Annotated in this window: 20 protein-coding genes and 1 other annotated feature; of the genes, 10 read left to right on the top strand and 10 right to left on the bottom strand. The window is 60.0% G+C overall.

All coding sequences use genetic code 11. From position 1 onward, the window contains the following. Positions 1 to 82: 82 nt before the first annotated feature. Both H8S02_RS04710 and H8S02_RS04715 read right to left on the bottom strand, forming a co-directional pair. Complete coding sequence (locus H8S02_RS04710) at positions 83 to 418, bottom strand: DUF4363 family protein (RefSeq protein WP_186969517.1); 336 nt, start codon at positions 416 to 418, stop codon at positions 83 to 85. Continuing rightward, positions 418 to 1,092 carry a DUF421 domain-containing protein gene (locus H8S02_RS04715; protein WP_186969518.1) on the bottom strand — a complete coding sequence of 225 codons (675 nt, stop codon included), beginning with the start codon at positions 1,090 to 1,092 and terminating at the stop codon, positions 418 to 420. The genes H8S02_RS04710 and H8S02_RS04715 overlap by 1 nt, the downstream gene beginning before the upstream one ends. A gap of 152 nt (positions 1,093 to 1,244) precedes the next feature. Then, positions 1,245 to 1,493 (top strand) — a binding site (T-box leader). Positions 1,494 to 1,571: 78 nt separating this feature from the next. Between H8S02_RS04715 and ilvB the strand changes: the two genes are divergently transcribed. From ilvB to pyrE, 5 genes are all read left to right on the top strand, one after another. Next, positions 1,572 to 3,236, top strand: a complete 1,665-nt coding sequence (ilvB, locus tag H8S02_RS04720; protein ID WP_186969520.1) for a biosynthetic-type acetolactate synthase large subunit — start codon at positions 1,572 to 1,574, stop codon at positions 3,234 to 3,236. Positions 3,237 to 3,255: 19 nt separating this feature from the next. Next, positions 3,256 to 3,732, top strand: coding sequence for an acetolactate synthase small subunit (gene ilvN / locus H8S02_RS04725; protein ID WP_186969522.1), 477 nt, complete (start codon positions 3,256 to 3,258; stop codon positions 3,730 to 3,732). Between the two features lie 88 nt (positions 3,733 to 3,820). Continuing rightward, complete coding sequence (gene ilvC / locus H8S02_RS04730) at positions 3,821 to 4,816, top strand: ketol-acid reductoisomerase (protein ID WP_186969523.1); 996 nt, start codon at positions 3,821 to 3,823, stop codon at positions 4,814 to 4,816. A 424-nt stretch (positions 4,817 to 5,240) separates the two neighbouring features. Further along, positions 5,241 to 6,863, top strand: a complete 1,623-nt coding sequence (ilvD, locus tag H8S02_RS04735) for a dihydroxy-acid dehydratase (RefSeq protein ID WP_243166417.1) — start codon at positions 5,241 to 5,243, stop codon at positions 6,861 to 6,863. A 124-nt stretch (positions 6,864 to 6,987) separates the two neighbouring features. After that, complete coding sequence (gene pyrE / locus H8S02_RS04740) at positions 6,988 to 7,650, top strand: orotate phosphoribosyltransferase (RefSeq protein ID WP_186969526.1); 663 nt, start codon at positions 6,988 to 6,990, stop codon at positions 7,648 to 7,650. Between the two features lie 58 nt (positions 7,651 to 7,708). On the opposite strand, the gene H8S02_RS04745 is transcribed toward pyrE, so the two are convergent. Then, on the bottom strand, positions 7,709 to 8,893 hold the full coding sequence (locus tag H8S02_RS04745) for a pyridoxal phosphate-dependent aminotransferase (RefSeq protein ID WP_186969527.1): 1,185 nt from the start codon (positions 8,891 to 8,893) through the stop codon (positions 7,709 to 7,711). After that, positions 8,887 to 9,378, bottom strand: coding sequence for an Lrp/AsnC family transcriptional regulator (locus H8S02_RS04750; protein WP_186969528.1), 492 nt, complete (start codon positions 9,376 to 9,378; stop codon positions 8,887 to 8,889). The genes H8S02_RS04745 and H8S02_RS04750 overlap by 7 nt, the downstream gene beginning before the upstream one ends. 222 nt (positions 9,379 to 9,600) lie before the next feature. Between H8S02_RS04750 and H8S02_RS04755 the strand changes: the two genes are divergently transcribed. From H8S02_RS04755 to H8S02_RS04770, 4 genes are all read left to right on the top strand, one after another. Beyond that, entirely contained in the window at positions 9,601 to 10,299 is a 699-nt protein-coding gene (locus tag H8S02_RS04755; protein WP_186969529.1) for a DUF2461 domain-containing protein, read from the top strand. Next, positions 10,296 to 10,931: a 3'-5' exonuclease gene (locus H8S02_RS04760; RefSeq protein WP_186969530.1), complete on the top strand. Its 636-nt coding sequence runs from the start codon at positions 10,296 to 10,298 to the stop codon at positions 10,929 to 10,931. The genes H8S02_RS04755 and H8S02_RS04760 overlap by 4 nt, the downstream gene beginning before the upstream one ends. Before the next feature lie 18 nt (positions 10,932 to 10,949). Then, complete coding sequence (locus H8S02_RS04765; RefSeq protein WP_186969531.1) at positions 10,950 to 11,252, top strand: hypothetical protein; 303 nt, start codon at positions 10,950 to 10,952, stop codon at positions 11,250 to 11,252. Positions 11,253 to 11,355: 103 nt separating this feature from the next. Then, complete coding sequence (locus H8S02_RS04770) at positions 11,356 to 12,711, top strand: AI-2E family transporter (RefSeq protein WP_186969532.1); 1,356 nt, start codon at positions 11,356 to 11,358, stop codon at positions 12,709 to 12,711. 46 nt (positions 12,712 to 12,757) lie between these two features. On the opposite strand, the gene H8S02_RS04775 is transcribed toward H8S02_RS04770, so the two are convergent. Genes H8S02_RS04775 through H8S02_RS04790 form a run of 4 tightly spaced genes read right to left on the bottom strand, consistent with a single transcriptional unit; the run spans position 12,758 to position 15,637 of the window. Beyond that, on the bottom strand, positions 12,758 to 13,822 hold the full coding sequence (locus tag H8S02_RS04775; protein ID WP_186969534.1) for an aminopeptidase P family protein: 1,065 nt from the start codon (positions 13,820 to 13,822) through the stop codon (positions 12,758 to 12,760). Positions 13,823 to 13,835: 13 nt separating this feature from the next. Then, complete coding sequence (aroQ, locus tag H8S02_RS04780; RefSeq protein ID WP_118686195.1) at positions 13,836 to 14,270, bottom strand: type II 3-dehydroquinate dehydratase; 435 nt, start codon at positions 14,268 to 14,270, stop codon at positions 13,836 to 13,838. A gap of 4 nt (positions 14,271 to 14,274) precedes the next feature. Continuing rightward, a complete protein-coding gene (locus H8S02_RS04785) occupies positions 14,275 to 15,135 on the bottom strand; it encodes a TIM barrel protein (protein WP_186969535.1) in 861 nt (286 codons plus the stop codon). Next, positions 15,128 to 15,637 (bottom strand): YqeG family HAD IIIA-type phosphatase, encoded by a 510-nt coding sequence (locus H8S02_RS04790; RefSeq protein ID WP_186969537.1) that lies wholly within the window; start codon positions 15,635 to 15,637, stop codon positions 15,128 to 15,130. The genes H8S02_RS04785 and H8S02_RS04790 overlap by 8 nt, the downstream gene beginning before the upstream one ends. A 193-nt stretch (positions 15,638 to 15,830) precedes the next feature. Here H8S02_RS04790 and H8S02_RS04795 point away from each other — a divergent pair, with 193 nt between their 5' ends. Further along, the gene (locus H8S02_RS04795) at positions 15,831 to 16,598 is read left to right on the top strand and encodes a hypothetical protein (RefSeq protein WP_186969539.1); all 768 of its coding nucleotides are present in this window, start codon (positions 15,831 to 15,833) and stop codon (positions 16,596 to 16,598) included. On the opposite strand, the gene ybaK is transcribed toward H8S02_RS04795, so the two are convergent. Together ybaK and H8S02_RS04805 are read right to left on the bottom strand one after the other, a co-directional pair. Then, a complete protein-coding gene (gene ybaK, locus H8S02_RS04800) occupies positions 16,585 to 17,076 on the bottom strand; it encodes a Cys-tRNA(Pro) deacylase (protein WP_186969541.1) in 492 nt (163 codons plus the stop codon). The genes H8S02_RS04795 and ybaK overlap by 14 nt on opposite strands. 15 nt (positions 17,077 to 17,091) lie before the next feature. Further along, positions 17,092 to 17,982: a fumarylacetoacetate hydrolase family protein gene (locus H8S02_RS04805; protein ID WP_186969543.1), complete on the bottom strand. Its 891-nt coding sequence runs from the start codon at positions 17,980 to 17,982 to the stop codon at positions 17,092 to 17,094. Positions 17,983 to 18,271 lie beyond the last annotated feature (289 nt).

The raw sequence follows: 18,271 nt of genomic DNA on the forward strand, positions 1-18,271 counted from the left end.
TCACCTCTGACAAGAGCATACCATCTTTCCGGCATTTTCGCAACACAGGGCCTGCCGAAAAGCGCAGTTTTTTCGACAGGTTTTACAGTATGTTGCGCAAGGACGCCTTTTCCATCTCGGGAAGATGATGCAGCCGGGCGAGCAGCTCCGCACGGTCGAGCAGATTTTCGTCGTCCGTTCCGTCATGCGCTGCCGCAAGCCGCTCGAAGAGCAGACCGGTCTCGTCGATCTCCTCGTGGGGGAGCAGAGCGCCGAGCAGCGGCTGCGCCTCCTCCCAGATCGCACGGGCGCGGTCGAGCTCTCCTGCGTACAGCGCCTCGGCGGCCTCGGTGCAGACCTTTTCGACCGAGCGCCGGCTCCAGACGCAGCCGGTGAGCAGGAGCGCGAGCAGCACGAGCGCCGCAGTCAGCCGCCGCATTACGCTCCCTCCTTTTTCTGCACGAACATATTGCCGCAGTCGTCAAGCGTCATCAGAAAGACCTCCTCGGGGCGCAGCCCTCTGTTCCTGAGCCGGTTGACAACGGCGTCCCGGTCGAGCCGCAGCAGGCCGAGCGAGCGCTCGACCAGCTGTCCGTCCGAGATGACGACGAGCGGGAGTCCGGTATCTTTTGGCGAGAGGGACAGCATTTCCGCCGTGACCGGCTGCTGCTGCGGGTAGAGCACGATGGTCAGCGAGCCGTCCGGCTCGATCACGCCGTATTTCACGTCGCTGACCGAGGCGACGCTCTGCTTGCGCAGCGCTACGACCAGATCCTCGGTCGTGAGCCGCAGCTGGCGCAGCTTGGACAGGTCGAGCTGCCCCTTGCGGATGATGATGGCAGGCTGTCCGTTGATCAGACGGCGGAAAAAACGGCTCTTGAGCGAGAGAATGCTGAGCAGCACCTCGAGCGCGACGAGCGCAGCAATCGGCACAAGACCGAAAAACAGCGGAATGCCGAGATCCTGCATGGGCACGGCGGCAAGATCGCTGACGAGAATGGTCACGACGAGCTCGGCCGGGTCCATCTCTCCGAGCTGGCGCTTTCCCATCAGCCGCACCGCGCAGATGACCGCGAAATACAGCACGAGCGTGCGCACGAGAGGCACGGACATGAAACCGCCTCCTTTTCAAAAAATATGCGGTTATAGTGTGAGGCGAAATTGTGCAAATTATGAGCGGGGAAAACTTATAAATCTGTCGGAAATTATCGTTGACAAGCTGACGGTTGCGCTTTATAATAAGAATTACATTTTGAACAATAACGGTAAAGGCGATGAATGGAAAAGTAGCGTCCCGAAGCCCCGAAGAAGAGAGCCGTCGGCTGGTGTAAGACGGCGGGGAAGGGAAAGAGCGAAAGTCCTCCGGGAGCCGAGCGGGTGAAATGGGATGAAACAGGGCCCAGGCGTAACCCGTTCCGCAGGATCAGCGTTACAGGATCGAAACAAGCGGCTGTGCAGCGTACTGCGCACACAGCAAGAAGAGTGGTACCGCAGGGTGAGTCTTTGTCTCTTTATGGAAGAGATGAAGGCTTTTTTATTTTATCTACAACGGTATAAACAGTATGTAAGACATAGAAAGGAGGCGGTTTCGCATGGTAAAGAACGGTTCGGAGATTCTGATCGACGCGCTCGTAGAGCAGGGCGTCGACACCATTTTCGGCTACCCGGGCGGTGCGGTCCTCAATATCTACGACGCACTTTATAAAAACAGCGACCGCATTCATCACATTTTGACGGCACATGAACAGGGCGCGGCTCATGCGGCGGACGGCTATGCCCGTTCCACCGGCAAGGTCGGCGTGTGCCTCGCAACGAGCGGCCCGGGCGCGACCAACCTCGTCACCGGCATCGCAACGGCTTATATGGACTCCATCCCGATGGTCGCCATCACCGGCAACGTCGGCACGAGCCTCATCGGCCGAGACTCCTTCCAGGAGGTCTATATCGCCGGCATCACCATGCCGATCACCAAGCACAATTTCGTGGTACGTCACGTAGAGGAGCTCGCGGATACCGTCCGCGAGGCGTTCCGCATCGCGCAGTCCGGACGTCCGGGTCCGGTGCTCATCGACATCCCGAAGGATGTCACTGCCGCGACGACCGAGTTCATCCCGAAGAGCAGGGTCGAGGTGCATGAGACCTACGACATCAGCGAGGAACAGCTGAAGACCGTCGCGGACATGATCGGCAAGGCCGAGCGCCCGTTCATCTATTACGGCGGCGGCGTCGAGATCTCGGACGCAGGCAGCGAGCTGCTCGCCCTGATGCGCAAGGCGGAGATCCCGTCCGCGCACACCATGATGGCGATCGGCTGCGTGCCCGATGACGACGAGCTGAGCCTCGGCATGATCGGCATGCACGGCACGGTTTCGGCTGACTGGGCGGTCGAGCGCAGCGATCTGCTGATCTGCATCGGCGCGCGCTTCTCTGACCGCGTTGCCACCAATACCGGCCATTTTGCCCCCGGCGCGCGCATCATCCACGTGGACATCGACGCGGCGGAGATCAACAAGAACATCGAAACGACCTATTCGGTCGTTTCCGACGCCAAGACCTTCCTTCAGAAGATCCTGCCGTACATTAAAGAAAACCGGCACGCCGCGTGGCTCGCGCAGATCAATGAGTGGCGCGCGAAGCTCGACTACCACGCAAAGGACGACAACAGCGTCATCCATCCGCATCAGCTGCTGCGCACGGTCGCAGAGGAGACGCCGGAGGATACCATCATCGCGACCGACGTCGGTCAGCATCAGCTCTGGAGCGCGCAGTACAACGGCCGCAGACATCCGCGTCAGTTCCTGACCTCGGGCGGCCTCGGCACGATGGGCTTCGGCTACGGCGCCGCGATCGGCGCACAGATCGCCTTCCCGGGCCGCACCGTGGTCCATATCACGGGCGACGGCTCGTTCCACATGAATCTCAACGAGATCTGCACCGCAGTCTCCTACAGGCTGCCGGTCATCACGGTCATCATGAACAACCGCGTGCTCGGTAACGTCCGTCAGTGGCAGACCATGTTCTACGGCAGCCGCTATTCGCAGACCGACCCGCACCGCAAGACCGATTACGTCAAGCTCGCCGATGCGTTCGGCGCAGTCGGCTACCGCGTGTCCAACATCGCGGAGCTGCGCGAGGCGCTGCGCAAGGCGCAGCAGAGCGACGGCCCGGTGCTCATCGACTGCCAGATCGACAAGGACGAGCGCGTTCTGCCGATGATCCCGGCAGGCGGCACGATCGACGATCTCGTGGTAGACTGAGAAGGGGGAAAATAGACCAATGCAGAAGTTTATCCTTTCTGTCACCGTACAGAATAACGCCGGTGTTCTGGCGCGCGTTTCCAGCCTTTTCGGCCGCCGCGGCTACAACATCGACTCTCTGACCGTTTCCGCGACCAATGATCCGCGCGTTTCGCGCATGTCGATCATCGTGCAGGGCGACGAGGTCATCCTCGAGCAGATCATCAAGCAGCTCGACAAGCTGGAGGAGGTCATGCGCGTCGACCACATCGAGGAGCATGACTCGGTATGCAGCGAGCTTGTCTTTGTCAAGCTGCATGCGCAGTCTCCCTCGACGAGAGATGACATCCGTCAGCTGTGCAGCCTGTACGAGGGCCGCATCGTTGACTCGACCGAGGACGAGCTGATCGTGGAGCTGGCCAACGTGCCCAGCCGCATCGACGCCTTCCTCGACGTCATTTCCAACTTCGAGATCGTGGAGATGAGCCGCTCGGGCGTCACCGCAATCCGCAGATAATTTCATTCCGCTTAATTGGCGGCTCCGGCCGTCGGTTAATAAATTTGTTTACCCAATTCACTTTCCATACATTTAGGAGGTAATAACAATGGTAAAAATGTTCTATGATGCAGACTGCAACCTGTCTCTGCTCGACGGCAAGACCGTTGCCATCATCGGCTTCGGCTCCCAGGGCCATGCTCACGCAATGAACCTGAAGGACTCCGGCGTACATGTTGTCGTTGGTCTGCGTCCGGGCTCCAAGCACGAGAAGAAGGCAAAGGACTACGGTCTGGAGGTCATGACTCCGGCTGAGGCTGCTGCTGCCGGCGACATCATCATGATGCTGACCCCGGACGAGAAGCAGGCTGACATCTACAAGGACGTTATCGAGCCGAACCTGAAGCCGGGCAACGTACTGGCTTTCGCTCACGGCTTCAACATCCACTTCAAGCAGATCGTTCCGCCGGCTGACGTCGACGTTATCATGATCGCTCCGAAGGGCCCGGGCCACACCGTTCGTTCTCAGTACCTCGAGGGTCACGGCGTTCCGGATCTGGTCTGCGTTGAGCAGGATGCTTCCGGCAAGGCTATGGACATCGCTCTGGCATATGCCTGCGGCATCGGCGGCGGCCGTGCCGGCATCCTCGAGTCCACCTTCAAGACCGAGACCGAGACCGACCTGTTCGGCGAGCAGGCTGTCCTCTGCGGCGGCGTCTGCGAGCTGATGAAGGCTGGCTTTGAGACCCTGGTCGAGGCTGGCTACGCTCCGGAGAACGCTTACTTCGAGTGCGTTCACGAGATGAAGCTGATCGTTGACCTGATCAACGAGGGCGGCTTTGCCAAGATGCGTTACTCCATCTCCGATACCGCTGAGTACGGCGATTACCGCACCGGCAAGCGCATCATCACCGAGGAGACCCGCAAGGAGATGAAGAAGATCCTGCGCGAGATCCAGGACGGCACCTTCGCTTCCGAGTGGATTCAGGAGAACCGTGCAGGCGGTCGTGCACACTTCCTGGCAAACCGCGCACTCGAGGCTGACACCCAGCTCGAGGAGACCGGCAAGAAGTTGCGCGGCATGATGAGCTGGCTGAAGAAGTAAGCGCGAAGCTTCGCTTCTGGCTTGCTTCTTATAGGGGGCTTCAAAAGCCCCCTATATACGAAAGGCGGTTCCGTAGAAACCGCCTTTCGATACCCGAATGACGCCGCCCAAGGCGGCTGAGTCGGGGTGTGCTCTCATCTTATCGCCGCACGGCGGCGGAATAAGGTTAGAGGGCTACGGCCAAAACCCACGCGCATGTCGCGGGTTTTTACGGCGCACTTCGTGCACCTTTTTGATGCCGCAACCGTTCGGTTGCGGTTACGGAAAGGTAAAATTGGTGCAAGAGTGTAAATTTTACTACCCCGAACGGGCGGACGGATTTTCCCGTCCGCCCGTTTTTTCTATCAGGCAGTCCGCTGGACTGCTTTCAAAGGAGGAAATCCCCGTGAGAAGAAGTGACAACATCACCGCAGGCCCTGAGCGTATGCCGAACCGTTCTCTGCTGCGCGCCTGCGGCATGACCGACGAGGAGATGAAGCAGCCGATCATCGGCGTCGTTTCCGCATATTCCGAGATCATCCCGGGTCACATCAACCTCGACAAGATCGCGGACGCCGTCAAGGCCGGCGTTCGCATGGCAGGCGGCACGCCGGTGCTCGTTCCGGCGATCGGCGTCTGCGACGGCATCGCGATGGGCCATATCGGCATGAAGTATTCTCTGGCGAGCCGCGAGCTGATCGCGGACAGCGTTGAGACGCTCGCACAGGCGCATCAGCTCGATGGCCTGGTGCTCATCCCGAACTGCGACAAAATCGTTCCGGGCATGCTGATGGCGGCGGCCCGCCTGAACATCCCGTCCATTCTGGTTTCCGGCGGCCCGATGCTCGCAGGCCATTTCGGCGGTGAGGAGGTTTCGCTGTCCAAGACCTTCGAGGCGGTCGGCGCATACAAGGCCGGCATGATGGACGAGGCGACGTTCTACGAAGCTGAGTGCAATTCCTGCCCGGGCTGCGGCTCGTGCGCAGGCATGTACACCGCAAACTCGATGAACTGCCTGTCCGAGGCGATCGGCATGGCGCTGCCGGGCAACGGCACGACCCCGGCCGTTTCCGCTGCACGCATTCATCTGGCAAAGCACGCCGGCATGAAGATCATGGAGCTGATCGAGAAGGACATCAAGCCGCGCGATATTCTGACCCCGGCTGCATTCCGCAACGCACTGACCTGCGAGATGGCGATCGGCTGCTCGACCAACTCGGTCCTGCATCTGCTCGCGATCGCGAACGAAGCAGGCGTTCCGCTCCAGCTCGAGACGCTCAACGAGCTCTCCGGCAAGGTGCCGAACATCTGCCACCTCGCTCCGGCAGGCCCGCACCATATCGAGCAGCTTTACATGGCGGGCGGCGTTCCGGCCATCATGAAGGAGCTCACCAAGCGCGACTTCCTCGACCTCTCGCTCATCACCTGCACCGGCAGAACGGTCGGCGAGAACCTGGAGGGCGTGGTCAACCGCAACCCCGAGGTCGTTCGTCCGCTCGAAAATCCGTACTCCCAGACCGGCGGCATCGCGGTTCTGTGGGGCAACATCGCAAAGAACGGCTGCGTTGTCAAGCGTTCGGCTGTTGCACCGGAAATGATGGTGCATGAGGGTCCGGCGCGCGTATTCGACTGCGAGGAGGACGCAATTTCCGCTATCTACAACGGCAGGATCGTTCCGGGCGACGTTGTCGTCATCCGTTACGAGGGCCCGAAGGGCGGCCCCGGCATGCGTGAGATGCTCAACCCGACCTCCGCGCTCGCTGGCATGAAGCTCGACACCACGGTCGCGCTCATCACCGACGGCCGTTTCTCCGGCGCGTCCCGCGGCGCATCCATCGGCCATGTCTCCCCGGAGGCTGCCTCCGGCGGCGAGATCGGTCTGGTCGAGGAGGGCGACATCATCTCCATCGACATTCCGAACAGCAAGGTAAACGTCAACATCTCGGACGAGGAGATGGAGGCGCGCCGTGCAAAGTACGTTCCGCGTGAGCCGAACGTCAAGTCCGGCTGGCTGTATCGCTACTCCCGTCTGGTCACCTCCGCAGATCAGGGCGCGGTCGTTCGATAAACTGTCGAAAAACTTCGTTTGTCAGGCAAACTCAGAGGCACGTCGCAGGGCGTGCCTCTTTACATATCCCGTCCAATTTGCTATACTGGTAATAACAAAACGAGAATAAAGGACGGTAATCCCCATGCTGACTGAAGCGAAGAAGAAATTTATCGAGTTTATGATGAGCGCGGACGTTCTGCGTTTCGGCGACTTCACGACCAAGTCCGGCCGCAAGACCCCGTATTTTGTCAACACCGGCAACTATAAGACCGGTATGCAGAACTCCCGTCTGGGCGAGTTCTATGCCGCTCTCGTCAAGGAGACGGTAGGCGACGACTTCGACGCGATGTTCGGCCCGGCATACAAGGGCATTCCGCTCGCGACCTCGGTTTCCGGTGCGCTCGCCCGCAACTACGGCATCGACAAGCCGTTCTTCTTCAACCGCAAGGAAGCGAAGGACCACGGCGAGGGCGGCAGCATCGTCGGCTACAAGCCGCAGGACGGCGACCGCGTCATCATCATCGAGGACGTTATCACCGCAGGCACCGCCATCCGTGAGACCATGCCGGTGCTCAAGAGCTGCGCGGACGTCAAGGTAACCGATATGTTCATCTCGGTCAACCGCTGCGAGATCGGCCAGAACCCCGGCAAGACCGCTGTCATGGAGGTCGGTGAGGAATTCGGCATCAAGGTGCACGCCCTCGTGACCGTTCAGGACATCCGTGAGTACCTCGCGGACAAGGCGGAGTATGCACACCTCCTGCCGCTGATGGACGCCTACATGAAGCAGTACTGCGTATTCTAAAATTTGCAGAAAAAGAGACCCGATACAGTTCGTTTTTACTGTATCGGGTCTCTTTTTGTTATTTTTGTTCCTGCTTCAGGTTTTCGAGGAAGATCTTCATGCGGGAGCAGGCCTCACGCAGGTGACTCATCGAATACGAATACGAAATACGCACATGACCCTCACCGCTCGCGCCGAAGGCGCTGCCGGGGATGACCGCGACCTCCTGCTCGTGCAGCAGGCGCTCGCAGAACTCCTCGGAGGACAGGCCGGTGGACTCGATGGAGGGGAAGATATAGAACGCGCCCTCAGGTTCGAAGCATTCCAGACCCATCGAGCGGAGCTCGCCGAGCAGATAGCGGCGGCGCAGGTCGTACTGGTCGCGCATGCGCGCGATGTCGTCGTCGCCCGTGCGGATGGCCTCGATGCCGGCGAACTGCGCGGTCGTCGGGGCGGACATGATGCCGAACTGGTGGATCTTGCAGATATGGCGCATAAGCTCCTTCGGGCCCATCGCCCAGCCGAGACGCCAGCCGGTCATGGCGTAGGACTTGGAGAAGCCGTCCACGACGATGGTACGCTCCTTCATGCCGTCGATCTCCGCGAAGCAGACATGGCGGTCGGGACCGTAGGTCAGGCTGTTGTAGATCTCGTCGGAGAGCACCATGATGTTGGTCTCGCGGATGACGTTCGCGATCGCCTGAAGCTCGTCGCGGTCCATGATCGCGCCGGTCGGGTTGTTCGGATAGGGAAGGATGAGCAGCTTGGTGCGCGGCGTGATGGCGGCGCGCAGCGCCTCGGGCGTCAGCTTGAACTTGTCCTCGACGCGCGTCGGCAGCGGCACGGGAACGCCGCCTGCCATCTGCGTGAGCGGCGTGTAGCAGACAAAGCTCGGCTCGGGGATGAGCACCTCCTCGCCGGGATTGACGAGGGCGCGGATGGTGTTGTCGATCGCCTCGGAGCCGCCGACGGTGACGAGGATCTCCTTGTCTGCGTCGTAGCACAGCTGGTACTTGCGGCGCGCGAGCGCGGCGATCTGGCTGCGAAGCTCGGCAAGACCCCAATTGGAGGTATAGAAGGTCTGACCCTTCTCAAGCGACTGGATGCCGGCGCGCCGGATCTGCCACGGGGTCTCGAAATCCGGTTCGCCGACGCCGAGCGAGATCGCGTGGGGCATTTTGGCTGCCATTTCGAAAAAACGGCGGATGCCCGAAGGTTTGACTACTTTGACGCGGTCAGAAAGCATCTGATCGTAGTTTACCATGACATCATGACCTCTCTTTTATCTTTTTCGGAGGGGTTATATTCAACGCCGTAGTCCTTGTACTTTTTGAGGATGAAGTGGGTTCCGGTGGACAGAACGTTCTCCATCGGCGCGAGCTGCTCGGCGACGAAGCGCGCGACCTCGCGCATGGTGCGGTCCTTGATGATGACGGTCAGATCGAAGCCGCCGCTCATCAGATAAACGCTCTCGACCTGATGGTGCGAGTAGATCTGACGGGCGATCTCGTCGAAGCCCATGCCCTTCTGCGGCGTGATCTTAACCTCGATGAGCGCGGTAACGCTCTCGCGGTCGGTCTTGTCCCAGTCGACGAGAGCCTTGTAGCCGAGAATGGTGCCGTTCTTTTCATAGTGCTTGAGCTGAGATGCGACCTCGTCCTCAGAAGAGCCGGTCATGGCGGCGAGCTGGGCGGTCGAAAGACGAGCGTCCTGGCTGAGCAGGTCGAGCAGTTTTTCGGGGTTCTTCATAATAATCAGCCTCCCGGTATATTTTTTAGTATAATACTGTATTATACACCGCAGAGAAGGGACTTGTCAAAATAAAGCGAAGCGCGCGGACATATTTTCTTAACATCTTCGAGGCGAAATTCTCCTTGCTTTACCATACACGAGGGGTTAAAATATAATAAGGCAGGAAGCACGTTTTTTTGCTTCCTGCGGATCAAGACAAAGGTGGAACAGACAGATATTATGGCATTCACAGGCTTTTCCGCAGCAGGCGTCGACCTGCTTCAGCTTAACCGCCTGCAAAACAGCAAGGAATTTTACGAAGAACATAAAAACGAGATCAAAAAACTCGCCATCACGCCGTTTTACGAGCTGATCGAGCAGATGACGCCCGTCATGCAGCAGATCGACGCGCAGTTCGTCACCGTGCCCTCGCGCATGGTCTCGCGCGTGCGGCGCGATACCCGGTATACGAAGGACAAGACGCTTTACCGCGCAAATCTGTGGCTTTTCTTCCGCAGAGCGCGCCGGCAGCACGAAAGCGTGCCGTGCTATTACTTTGAGCTGCACCCCGAATACTGGGCGTGGGGCTGCTGGGGCGCATGGGGCACGGGCGAGATGCAGGCGCTGCGCGACATGATCCTGCACGAGGACAGACTGTTCCTCGACGCCTTCGAGGCAGTGGAGCGCTGCCCGGAGGTGACGCTTGCAGGCGAGCTGTACAAGCGCCCGAAATATCCCGACGCGAAGCCGGAATACCAGTCGTGGCTGAACCGCAAGGAGATCGGCGTGGATTTTCGCGAAAGCGAGGACTTCGCGCCCGTGCTCGACGGCTCGTTCGTCGGACCGATGCTCGAGACCATGAAAAAGCTCGCGCCCTTTTACCGTTTCCTGCTCGCGGGCAAGGAACGCGCGGCCGCCGTCCGGGAGGTGCGCCTGTGAGATACTTCGCACTCGATTTCGAGACCGGAAACGCCTCGCCGCTCAGCGCCTGTGCGCTCGGCGTCAGCATTTTCGAGGCCGGCAGGCTGGTCGGAGAGCGCGTTTCGCTGCTGAAGCCGCCCGCCTGCGCCGGCAAATTTCACTGGGGCAACGTCCGCGTCAACCACATCAAGGAAAACATGGTGCAGGATGCGCCGTCGTTCGCGTCGTTCTGGCGCGAGCTTGCGCCCCTCGCAGAGGGCAGCGTCCTCGTCGCGCACAACGCGATGTTCGACACCGGCGTGCTGTGCGCCTGTCTGGCGCATTACGGGCTGCCGATGCCGGAATGCCGCTATGTGTGCACGGTAAAGGTTTCGCAGCGCGTATGGCCGGACCTTGCCAATCATAAACTGGATACCGTATCCGATTATCTCGGCATCACGCTCGACCATCATGAGGCCGGCTCGGACGCGAGAGCCGCCGGTCTGATCCTGCAGGCCGCGCTCCGCGAGACCGGCGCGGCGGACGCTGACGTGCTTGCCGATACGATCGGCATGCGCATGGGCCGCATTTCCTCGATGGGGAAAACGCCGTGCAGCATCGCAAAGAATACGATCGAAAAACGCAGGACTCCTGCAAAACGCAATCTGTAACAGAAGGAGAGACACGCTATGAAAAACTATCTGGAAAATGTTGACCGCGAAGCGCTCCGCGCCCGTGCAGAGCAGATGCTCCATTACGCCGACGAGGCGCGCGGCACCGCGAGCCGCTGGACCAATCATGCCGTGGACAAGGCGCGCGGCTTCTCGATTTTGGATTTCGCTGTGTTCGAGACCTGCCTGCTCTCGCTCGGTCTGTGGCTCGGCACCTGCTTTTCCAAGTGCTTCAAAAAGCTGCGCACGCTGTTCTTTGTGGCGTTCGCGGCGAGCTGGCTGTATATGCTCTGGCGGATCTTCTTCGACGAGGAGGAGTAAGACCGCGCCGCAGGAGGCCGCCCCTGTTCCGTGATGCGGCTTTGTCCTGAGCGGTTTTCTCCGGCTTGCGCCCGTCCGGAGCGGGCAGGAAAGGAATGAATTTATGGAGAACCCAAACGAACCTAAAAAGTCAAAATTCAGCGAGCAGCCCCACTATTTTCAGTGGGGGCTGACCGCTTTCTGTGTCATCGGCTGCTGCGTTCTCGTGGCGTTCGTGCTGATCAAGCTCCCGTTCATCTGGAACGTGGTGAAAAAGCTGTTCGGCGCGCTCAGTCCGTTTATTTACGGCTTTGTCATGGCGTATCTGCTCATGCCGGTCTTTAATATGCTTTACCGGCGCATCCAGCCGCCGATGTCGAGAAAATTCACCCACGGAACGCGCATCGCCAAGGGCATCAGCAGTCTGCTGACGCTGATCATCGGTCTCGCCGTCGTGGCGGGCCTGCTCTGGATGGTGCTGCCGCAGCTCGTCGTCAGCATTTTTTCCATCGTCGAGTCAGCGGATACCTATATGAACGACGTGTCGAACTGGGTGACGGGACTTCTGAAGGACAACCCGGTCATCGCGCGCAACTTCATGCAGGTCTATGAGCAGTTTTCCGAACAGCTGGTCAACTGGGTGCAGAACATCGCGCTGCCGCACCTCGTCACCATGATGACGGGCGTCGTTACGACGGTTTCGGTCGTCGTTGATATTCTGATCGGCATCATCATCGCTCTTTATATCCTGAACGGCAAGGAGACCTTCTGCGCGCAGGCCAAAAAAATGACGTACAGCCTGTTCTCCATCGACCGGGCGAACTCGATCATCGAGCGCGTCGCATACATTCACCGCGTGTTCGGCGGCTTTATCACCGGCAAGCTCATCGATTCGCTCATCATCGGCGTGCTGTGCTTCATCGGCATACGCGTGATGATGTCGGTGGGGCTGCTGACCATCGAGTCGTCCTTCGCGCTGCTGATCTCGGTCATTATCGGCGTTACGAACATTATCCCGTTCTTCGGCCCGTTTATCGGCGCTATTCCGAGCGTGATCCTGATCATGGTCGAAAGTCCGCTTCAGGCGCTGTACTTCGTTATCTTCATCATCATTCTTCAGCAGATCGACGGCAACATCCTCGGCCCGAAGATCCTCGGCAACTCGACCGGCCTTTCGAGCTTCTGGGTCATGTTCGCCATTCTGATCTTCGGCGGCCTGTTCGGCTTTGTCGGCATGGCGATCGGCGTACCGCTGTTCGCGGTCATTTACAGCATCGTTTCCGAGTGCATCAACCATCTGCTGCATAACCGCGGTCTGTCCGAGGACACGAACGACTACCGCGGCGACAAGCGGCTTGATGCGGGAACGGGTCAGTTTGTACATGTGTCGAGCAATGTCCCGCCGGTGAGCGCGCGCGAGCGCCGCGCCGCCGCAAAGGCGAAGGAGCAGAGCAAAACCGAAAACAACGAAAAAGCATAACAAAAGGGTATCTGCCGAGGCAGATACCCTTAACTTTTGCGCTGTTTTAGAGGATGAGCAGCGATTTCGGTGCGTCGGTGAGGTCGATGCAGCCGTCTTCGATGACGTACAGCATATCCTCGATGCGCACGCCGAATCTGCCCGGGAGATAGATGCCCGGCTCAGCGGTGACGATGCTGCCGGCGGGGAGGGGACTGTTGCCGCGCGGCGAGGCCGTCGGCGCCTCATGGATCTCCAGACCGACGCCGTGGCCGAAGCCGTGGCCGAAGGCGTCGCCGTAACCGGCCTGCTCGATGATGCGGCGGCCGGCCGCGTCCACGTCCCGGCCGGTCACACCGGCCTTGCAGCACGCGATGCCTGCGAGCTGCGCGTTCAGCACGGTGTCGTAGACGAGACGCATTTCATCGGTCACATGATCGACCGCGACCGTGCGCGTCATGTCCGAGCAGTAGCCGTCATAGATGCAGCCGAAGTCCATCGTGACGAAATCACCTGCCTCGATGGTCTTTTCGGTGGGCACGCCGTGCGGTTTGGAGCTGTTCGCACCCGAAACAACGATCGGGTCAAACGACATGTTTTCCGCGCCGTAGTGCAGCATGAGGTAGGTCAGGCGGGCGGCGATCTCCTTTTCGGTCACGCCGATCCTGATGTCGTTCAGCACCTCCTCGAGCGCCTGCTCGGCGATACGCTGCGCCGCGACGATCTTTTCGACCTCAGTGTCCTCCTTCATCATGCGCAGGCTTTCCACGCCGTCCTCGAGACGGACCGCCGTCGCGTGGAGCGCGGTGGACCACGACATAAACTCCGCGTAGGTCAGCGTTTTGTCCTCGAGCGCGACCTTTTTCGCGCCGTCCTCCTCGATGAGTCCGTTGATGAGGGAGGAATAGCTCTGTCCGGCCTTGATCTCGCGCACCTCGAAATCCGAGATGGCCGCGCGCGCCGCCTCGGCATAGCGGAAGTCTGTGAAGAAAACGGCCTGCTTCGCGGAGAGGTAGACAGCGCCTGCGGTGGAGTGGAAGCCGGTCGCGTAGCGACGGCTGATCTCGCTCGTCAGCACCATCGCGTCATACGGCTTTTCTGCGAGAAAAGCTCTTAAATCGTCTCGTTTCATGTGTTTTCGCCTCTTAACCGATGATAGACTTGACCGCGTCGACCGCGAGCAGGTAGCTCTGCCTGCCGAAGCCGGCGATCACGCCGGCGCAGACCGGGCCGATGACCGACTTGTGGCGGAATTCCTCGCGTGCATGGACGTTGGACATATGAACCTCGACGCAGGGCAGGCGCACCGCCGCGATGGCGTCGCGGATAGCGTAGCTGTAATGCGTGTACGCGCCGGCATTCATGATGATCGCGTCGCAGTCCTCGCGGGCCGCATGGATGCGGTCGATGAGCGCGCCCTCGGAGTTGGACTGGAATACCGAGCAGTCCATGCCGAGCCGCTCGCATTTCTGGACGACCTCGGCATTGATGGAGGCGAGGGTGTCCGTGCCGTAGATGCCCGGCTCGCGCATGCCCGTCAGATTGAGGTTGGGTCCGTGGATGAGTAATACTTTTTTCATATCGTTATTCCCCTTTGCAGGTTTGATAGCAGCGCTTCATGGCCAGCGCGTCCTCGGCCTGTGTCCCGGCGGATTCGCAGATGAAGGTCGGCGTGTAGCCGCGCACGGCGGTCTCTGCGGCGACCGGCGCAAAATCCGGGCCGTAGACCGTGTCTGCGAAGGTGAGGTGGCGCACCTCGCCCTTGTCGTTGTATTCGATGTGCGAGAAATGGGCGTGGAGCTTTGCGGTGCGCTCGCGGCCGATGGTATTCTCCATCAGGTCGAACAGCGCCGCCACCTCCTCGCGCGTATTCATACGGCCGCCGGTGCGGCAGTTGAGGTGGCCGAAGTCGATGCAGGGCAGCAGACGGTCGTCCGCCGCGACCAGCTCGCAGACTTCCGCCGCCGTACCGAGCACGCTCTTCTTGCCCATGGTCTCGAGACAGACCGTGCAGCCGGTGAGATGCGCCTCATCGAGCGCACGCAGGATGTTTTTTACGTTCGCGTGAGAATTTCGCATGGCGCGGTCGCGCGTCAGCTTGCCCTGACCGCCGCAGTGGACGACCATGCGCGTCGCGCCGAGCGGCACGGCGAGACGGGCGGTCTCGAGTACATAGCCGACATTTTTCTCCATGCGTTCGCTCTCCTCGGAGGAGAGGTTGATGAAATACGGCGCATGGATGCTCATGCGGATGCCGTGCTGCTTTGCCGCCGCGCCGATCTTCAGCGCGGTCTCCTCGCCGCAGCGCACGCCGCGGCCGCACTGATACTCGAAGGCGGTAAGGCCCATCTGCGCGAGCCATGCGGGAGCGTCCTCGCTTTTCTTGAAGCCGGCGGCTGCGAAGGACTCGGAATTTCCGGCAGGGCCGAAACGGGGCTCAGTCATGGCGTCTCGCCTCCATTCTGCGCCGTCCGCGCGCGATAAAGCCGCGCTCAAGCTGATAGCGGACGTTGATCCAGAAAAAACGGCGGTCAAGCGTCTCAACATAGCAGGTCAGCGCACCGGCGCGGTTGCCGCCGAACACATCGGTGTAGATCTGGTCGCCGATGACCGCGATCTGGTCGATCGGCAGGCCGAGCTTTTCCACAGCCTGTGCATAAGCGCGCGCGAACGGCTTGTGGGCGCGGCTGATGAAGTCCACGCCGAGCGGCTCGCAGAACGTGCCGACGCGGTTCGCGTTGTTGTTGGAAAAGACGACGACATGAATGCCATTGTCCTCCAGACGGCGGATAAACGCCGCGACCTCCTCAGTGGGCAGGGCGGTCTTGTGCGAGACCATCGTGCCGTCAAGGTCGATCAGCACGGCGCGGATGCCGTGGCTTTGCAGGATCTCGGGCGTGATGTCGTATATCGAGTCGAAAACGTAATCGGGTATGAATTTGCTCATTCGTACACTCTTTCTGAACGAACGGAAAAGAACCGTTCGGGATTTTTGCAGGAGTCATTTGGTCTGTCGATAAAAAGTCCGGATGGGAACGCCCTGACAGGCTCATGAAAATGCGGCTCCCTGCGTATAGTGTAAAGGAATTTACCGTAAAAGTCCAGAGTGACATCACGATAATGCAAAGGAGTCGTTTTTCATGGTATATACCAAAAATCTGGTAGCTGTGTGCGCCGGACGGGACGCCGTGCGTGCCGCCGCGCAGGGAATGCAGGTGCTGCATCTGTGCCTCGGACTGAGCGAAAACGGAGCGCTCGAGCGCAGACAGCTCCCGGCGATGCAGCGCGGCTGCTTCCTCGGCTTATGCGATCCGCCGCGCGGACTGCGGCTGTGCAATCCCGAGCGTCTCGCTCTCGACCTCGCCTTTGAGGCGAAGCGCGTAAACGCGCCCGGCGTGTTCGCGGATTTCGAGCGCGAGACGGCACAGACCCTCGCGCTGCTGCGTGCCTTTGATGAAGCGCTCGCGGAGGACGGCATCCCGCTCTATGTTCCGGTGAACATCGGGCGCGATCTGGAGCATGCGGTGCTGACGGTTTCGACCGCGCTTTCGGGCGGCAGCCTGACCGCATATTTTTCCTCGTTGCAGGGCATTTACGGGGCGCACCGTGTCGCGGCGTTCCTTCAGCCGGTGTCGCAGGATTTTACCCTGCCCTCTGCCTCGCCGGACGGAAAACCGCTCTCCGCCGCCGCACGGGCGGCGCTGCTTGCCGAGACCGGCGCACAGGTATTTTTCTCGCACGAGCTGTGTGCGCGGTACTTTACCTATACAGACCGCGAGGGCGCGGCGCACTTCGTGCTGTTCGACGACGCGGATACGCTCGCGGCGAAGCTCGCGCAGCTCACCGGCTGCGGCGTGCAGACCGTGTTCGCGCTGTATCCGGATGCGGCCGGGCTTATTCCGTCGTGATGGCTGCGGTCTGGGCGCGGACAAGGCCGATGAGGTCGGCCGGGGTGCACTCGACCTGATAGCCGATCTTTCCGGCGGAGACCATGACAGTCGGAACGTTCAGCACGCTCTCGTCGAACACGGTCGGAAAGGCTTTTTTCATGCCGACCGGCGAGCAGCCGCCGCGCACATAGCCGGTCAGGCCGAGCAGCTCCTTGACATGCACCATCTCGACCGATTTTTCGCCCGAGGCTTTGGCGGCTTTTTTGAGGTCAAGCTCCTTCTCGACCGGGATGACGAACACATGGAAGCCGCCGGATTTTCCGCGCGCGACCAGCGTCTTGAACACCTGCGCCGGGTCCTGGCCGAGCAGGTGCGCGACCGACGCGCCGTCCACCGCTTCCTTGCCGTGGGGGTATTCGTGGGGGGTATAGGCGATTTTGTGCTGCTCGAGCACGCGCATGACGTTGGTCTTTTCGGAGGCCGATTTCTTTGCCATTTCTGCCGCGCCCCTTTACTTTACCATGTTGGTGAGTCTGCCGATCTTCTCGATCTCGCAGGTCACGACGTCGCCGGATTTGAGAAACTTCGGAGGATCGAAGCCCATGCCGACACCGGCGGGGGTGCCGGTCGCGATGATCGTACCGGCGAGCAGGGTCATGCCCTGCGACAGCTCGGCGATGATCTCGGAGATGGAATGCAGCAGGTAATTCGTATTGCTGTTCTGGCGCAGCTCGCCGTTGACCGTAGAGGAGATGGAGAGCGCCGGGGGATAGGGGATCTCGTCCTCGGTGACGATGCACGGACCCATCGGGGTGAAGCCGTCGAGCGACTTGCCGAAGTACCACTGGTTGTGCTCGGTCTGAAGATTGCGTGCGGAGACATCGTTGAGCACGGTGTAGCCGAAGATGCAGGCCGCAGCGTCGCGCTCGCAGACGTTTTTGCAGTCGCGGCCGATGATGACGGCGAGCTCCGCCTCGTAGTCGAGACTGGTCACGAGCTCAGGGTAGGAGGGGATGAGGTCGTCCGGGCCGCTCGTCTGATATGCGCGCTTGCTGAAATAGGTCGCCTTCTTGCGGTCGAGCAGAAAGGCCTTGCGGTCGAACTGGGCGCTTTCGTCTGCGTGCGCGGCGTAGTTTACGCCGAGGCAGATGATGTCCTGCTCGGGATGCGGAATAGGCGAGCAGACGCGGACGGAGGACAGGCGCAGCGGACGGCCGTCGAGCGCGGCCTCGGGGTCCGAGATGCGTTCCTTTTCGAGCGGGGTGATGTGACGGATGAGGTCGGTCATATCGCGGTACGGAAGGCCGAAATCGCGCACATCACGGATGAGGCCCGGAAAACCGGAAAGCTCTACGCCGACGCGCTTTACGCCGTCACCATTATCAAAGGTATACAGTTTCATAGTGTTCACGCTCCTGGGGGTAGGTTTTATCTATCTGTATCATAGCACAGTCTGCAAAAAATAAAAAGCATGGAATAAAAAGAGACTGTCGAAAAACTTCGTTTTTCCGACAATCTGTGTTCTGACGAACGCAGAACACGAGTCGTCCGAAAGTTCCCATACGGAAACTTTCTCCCTCCAGAAGTATCAAAACCGAGGCGCATGTCCCCGGTTTTGATGAATTCGCTGCGCAAATTCTATTTCGTGCGCGCTGTCGCGCAAAAAGATAGAAATACAGTTTGTCGACAAG

The sequence above is a fragment of the Agathobaculum hominis genome (assembly GCF_014288055.1).
Taxonomy (GTDB): Bacteria; Bacillota; Clostridia; order Oscillospirales; family Butyricicoccaceae; genus Agathobaculum; species Agathobaculum hominis.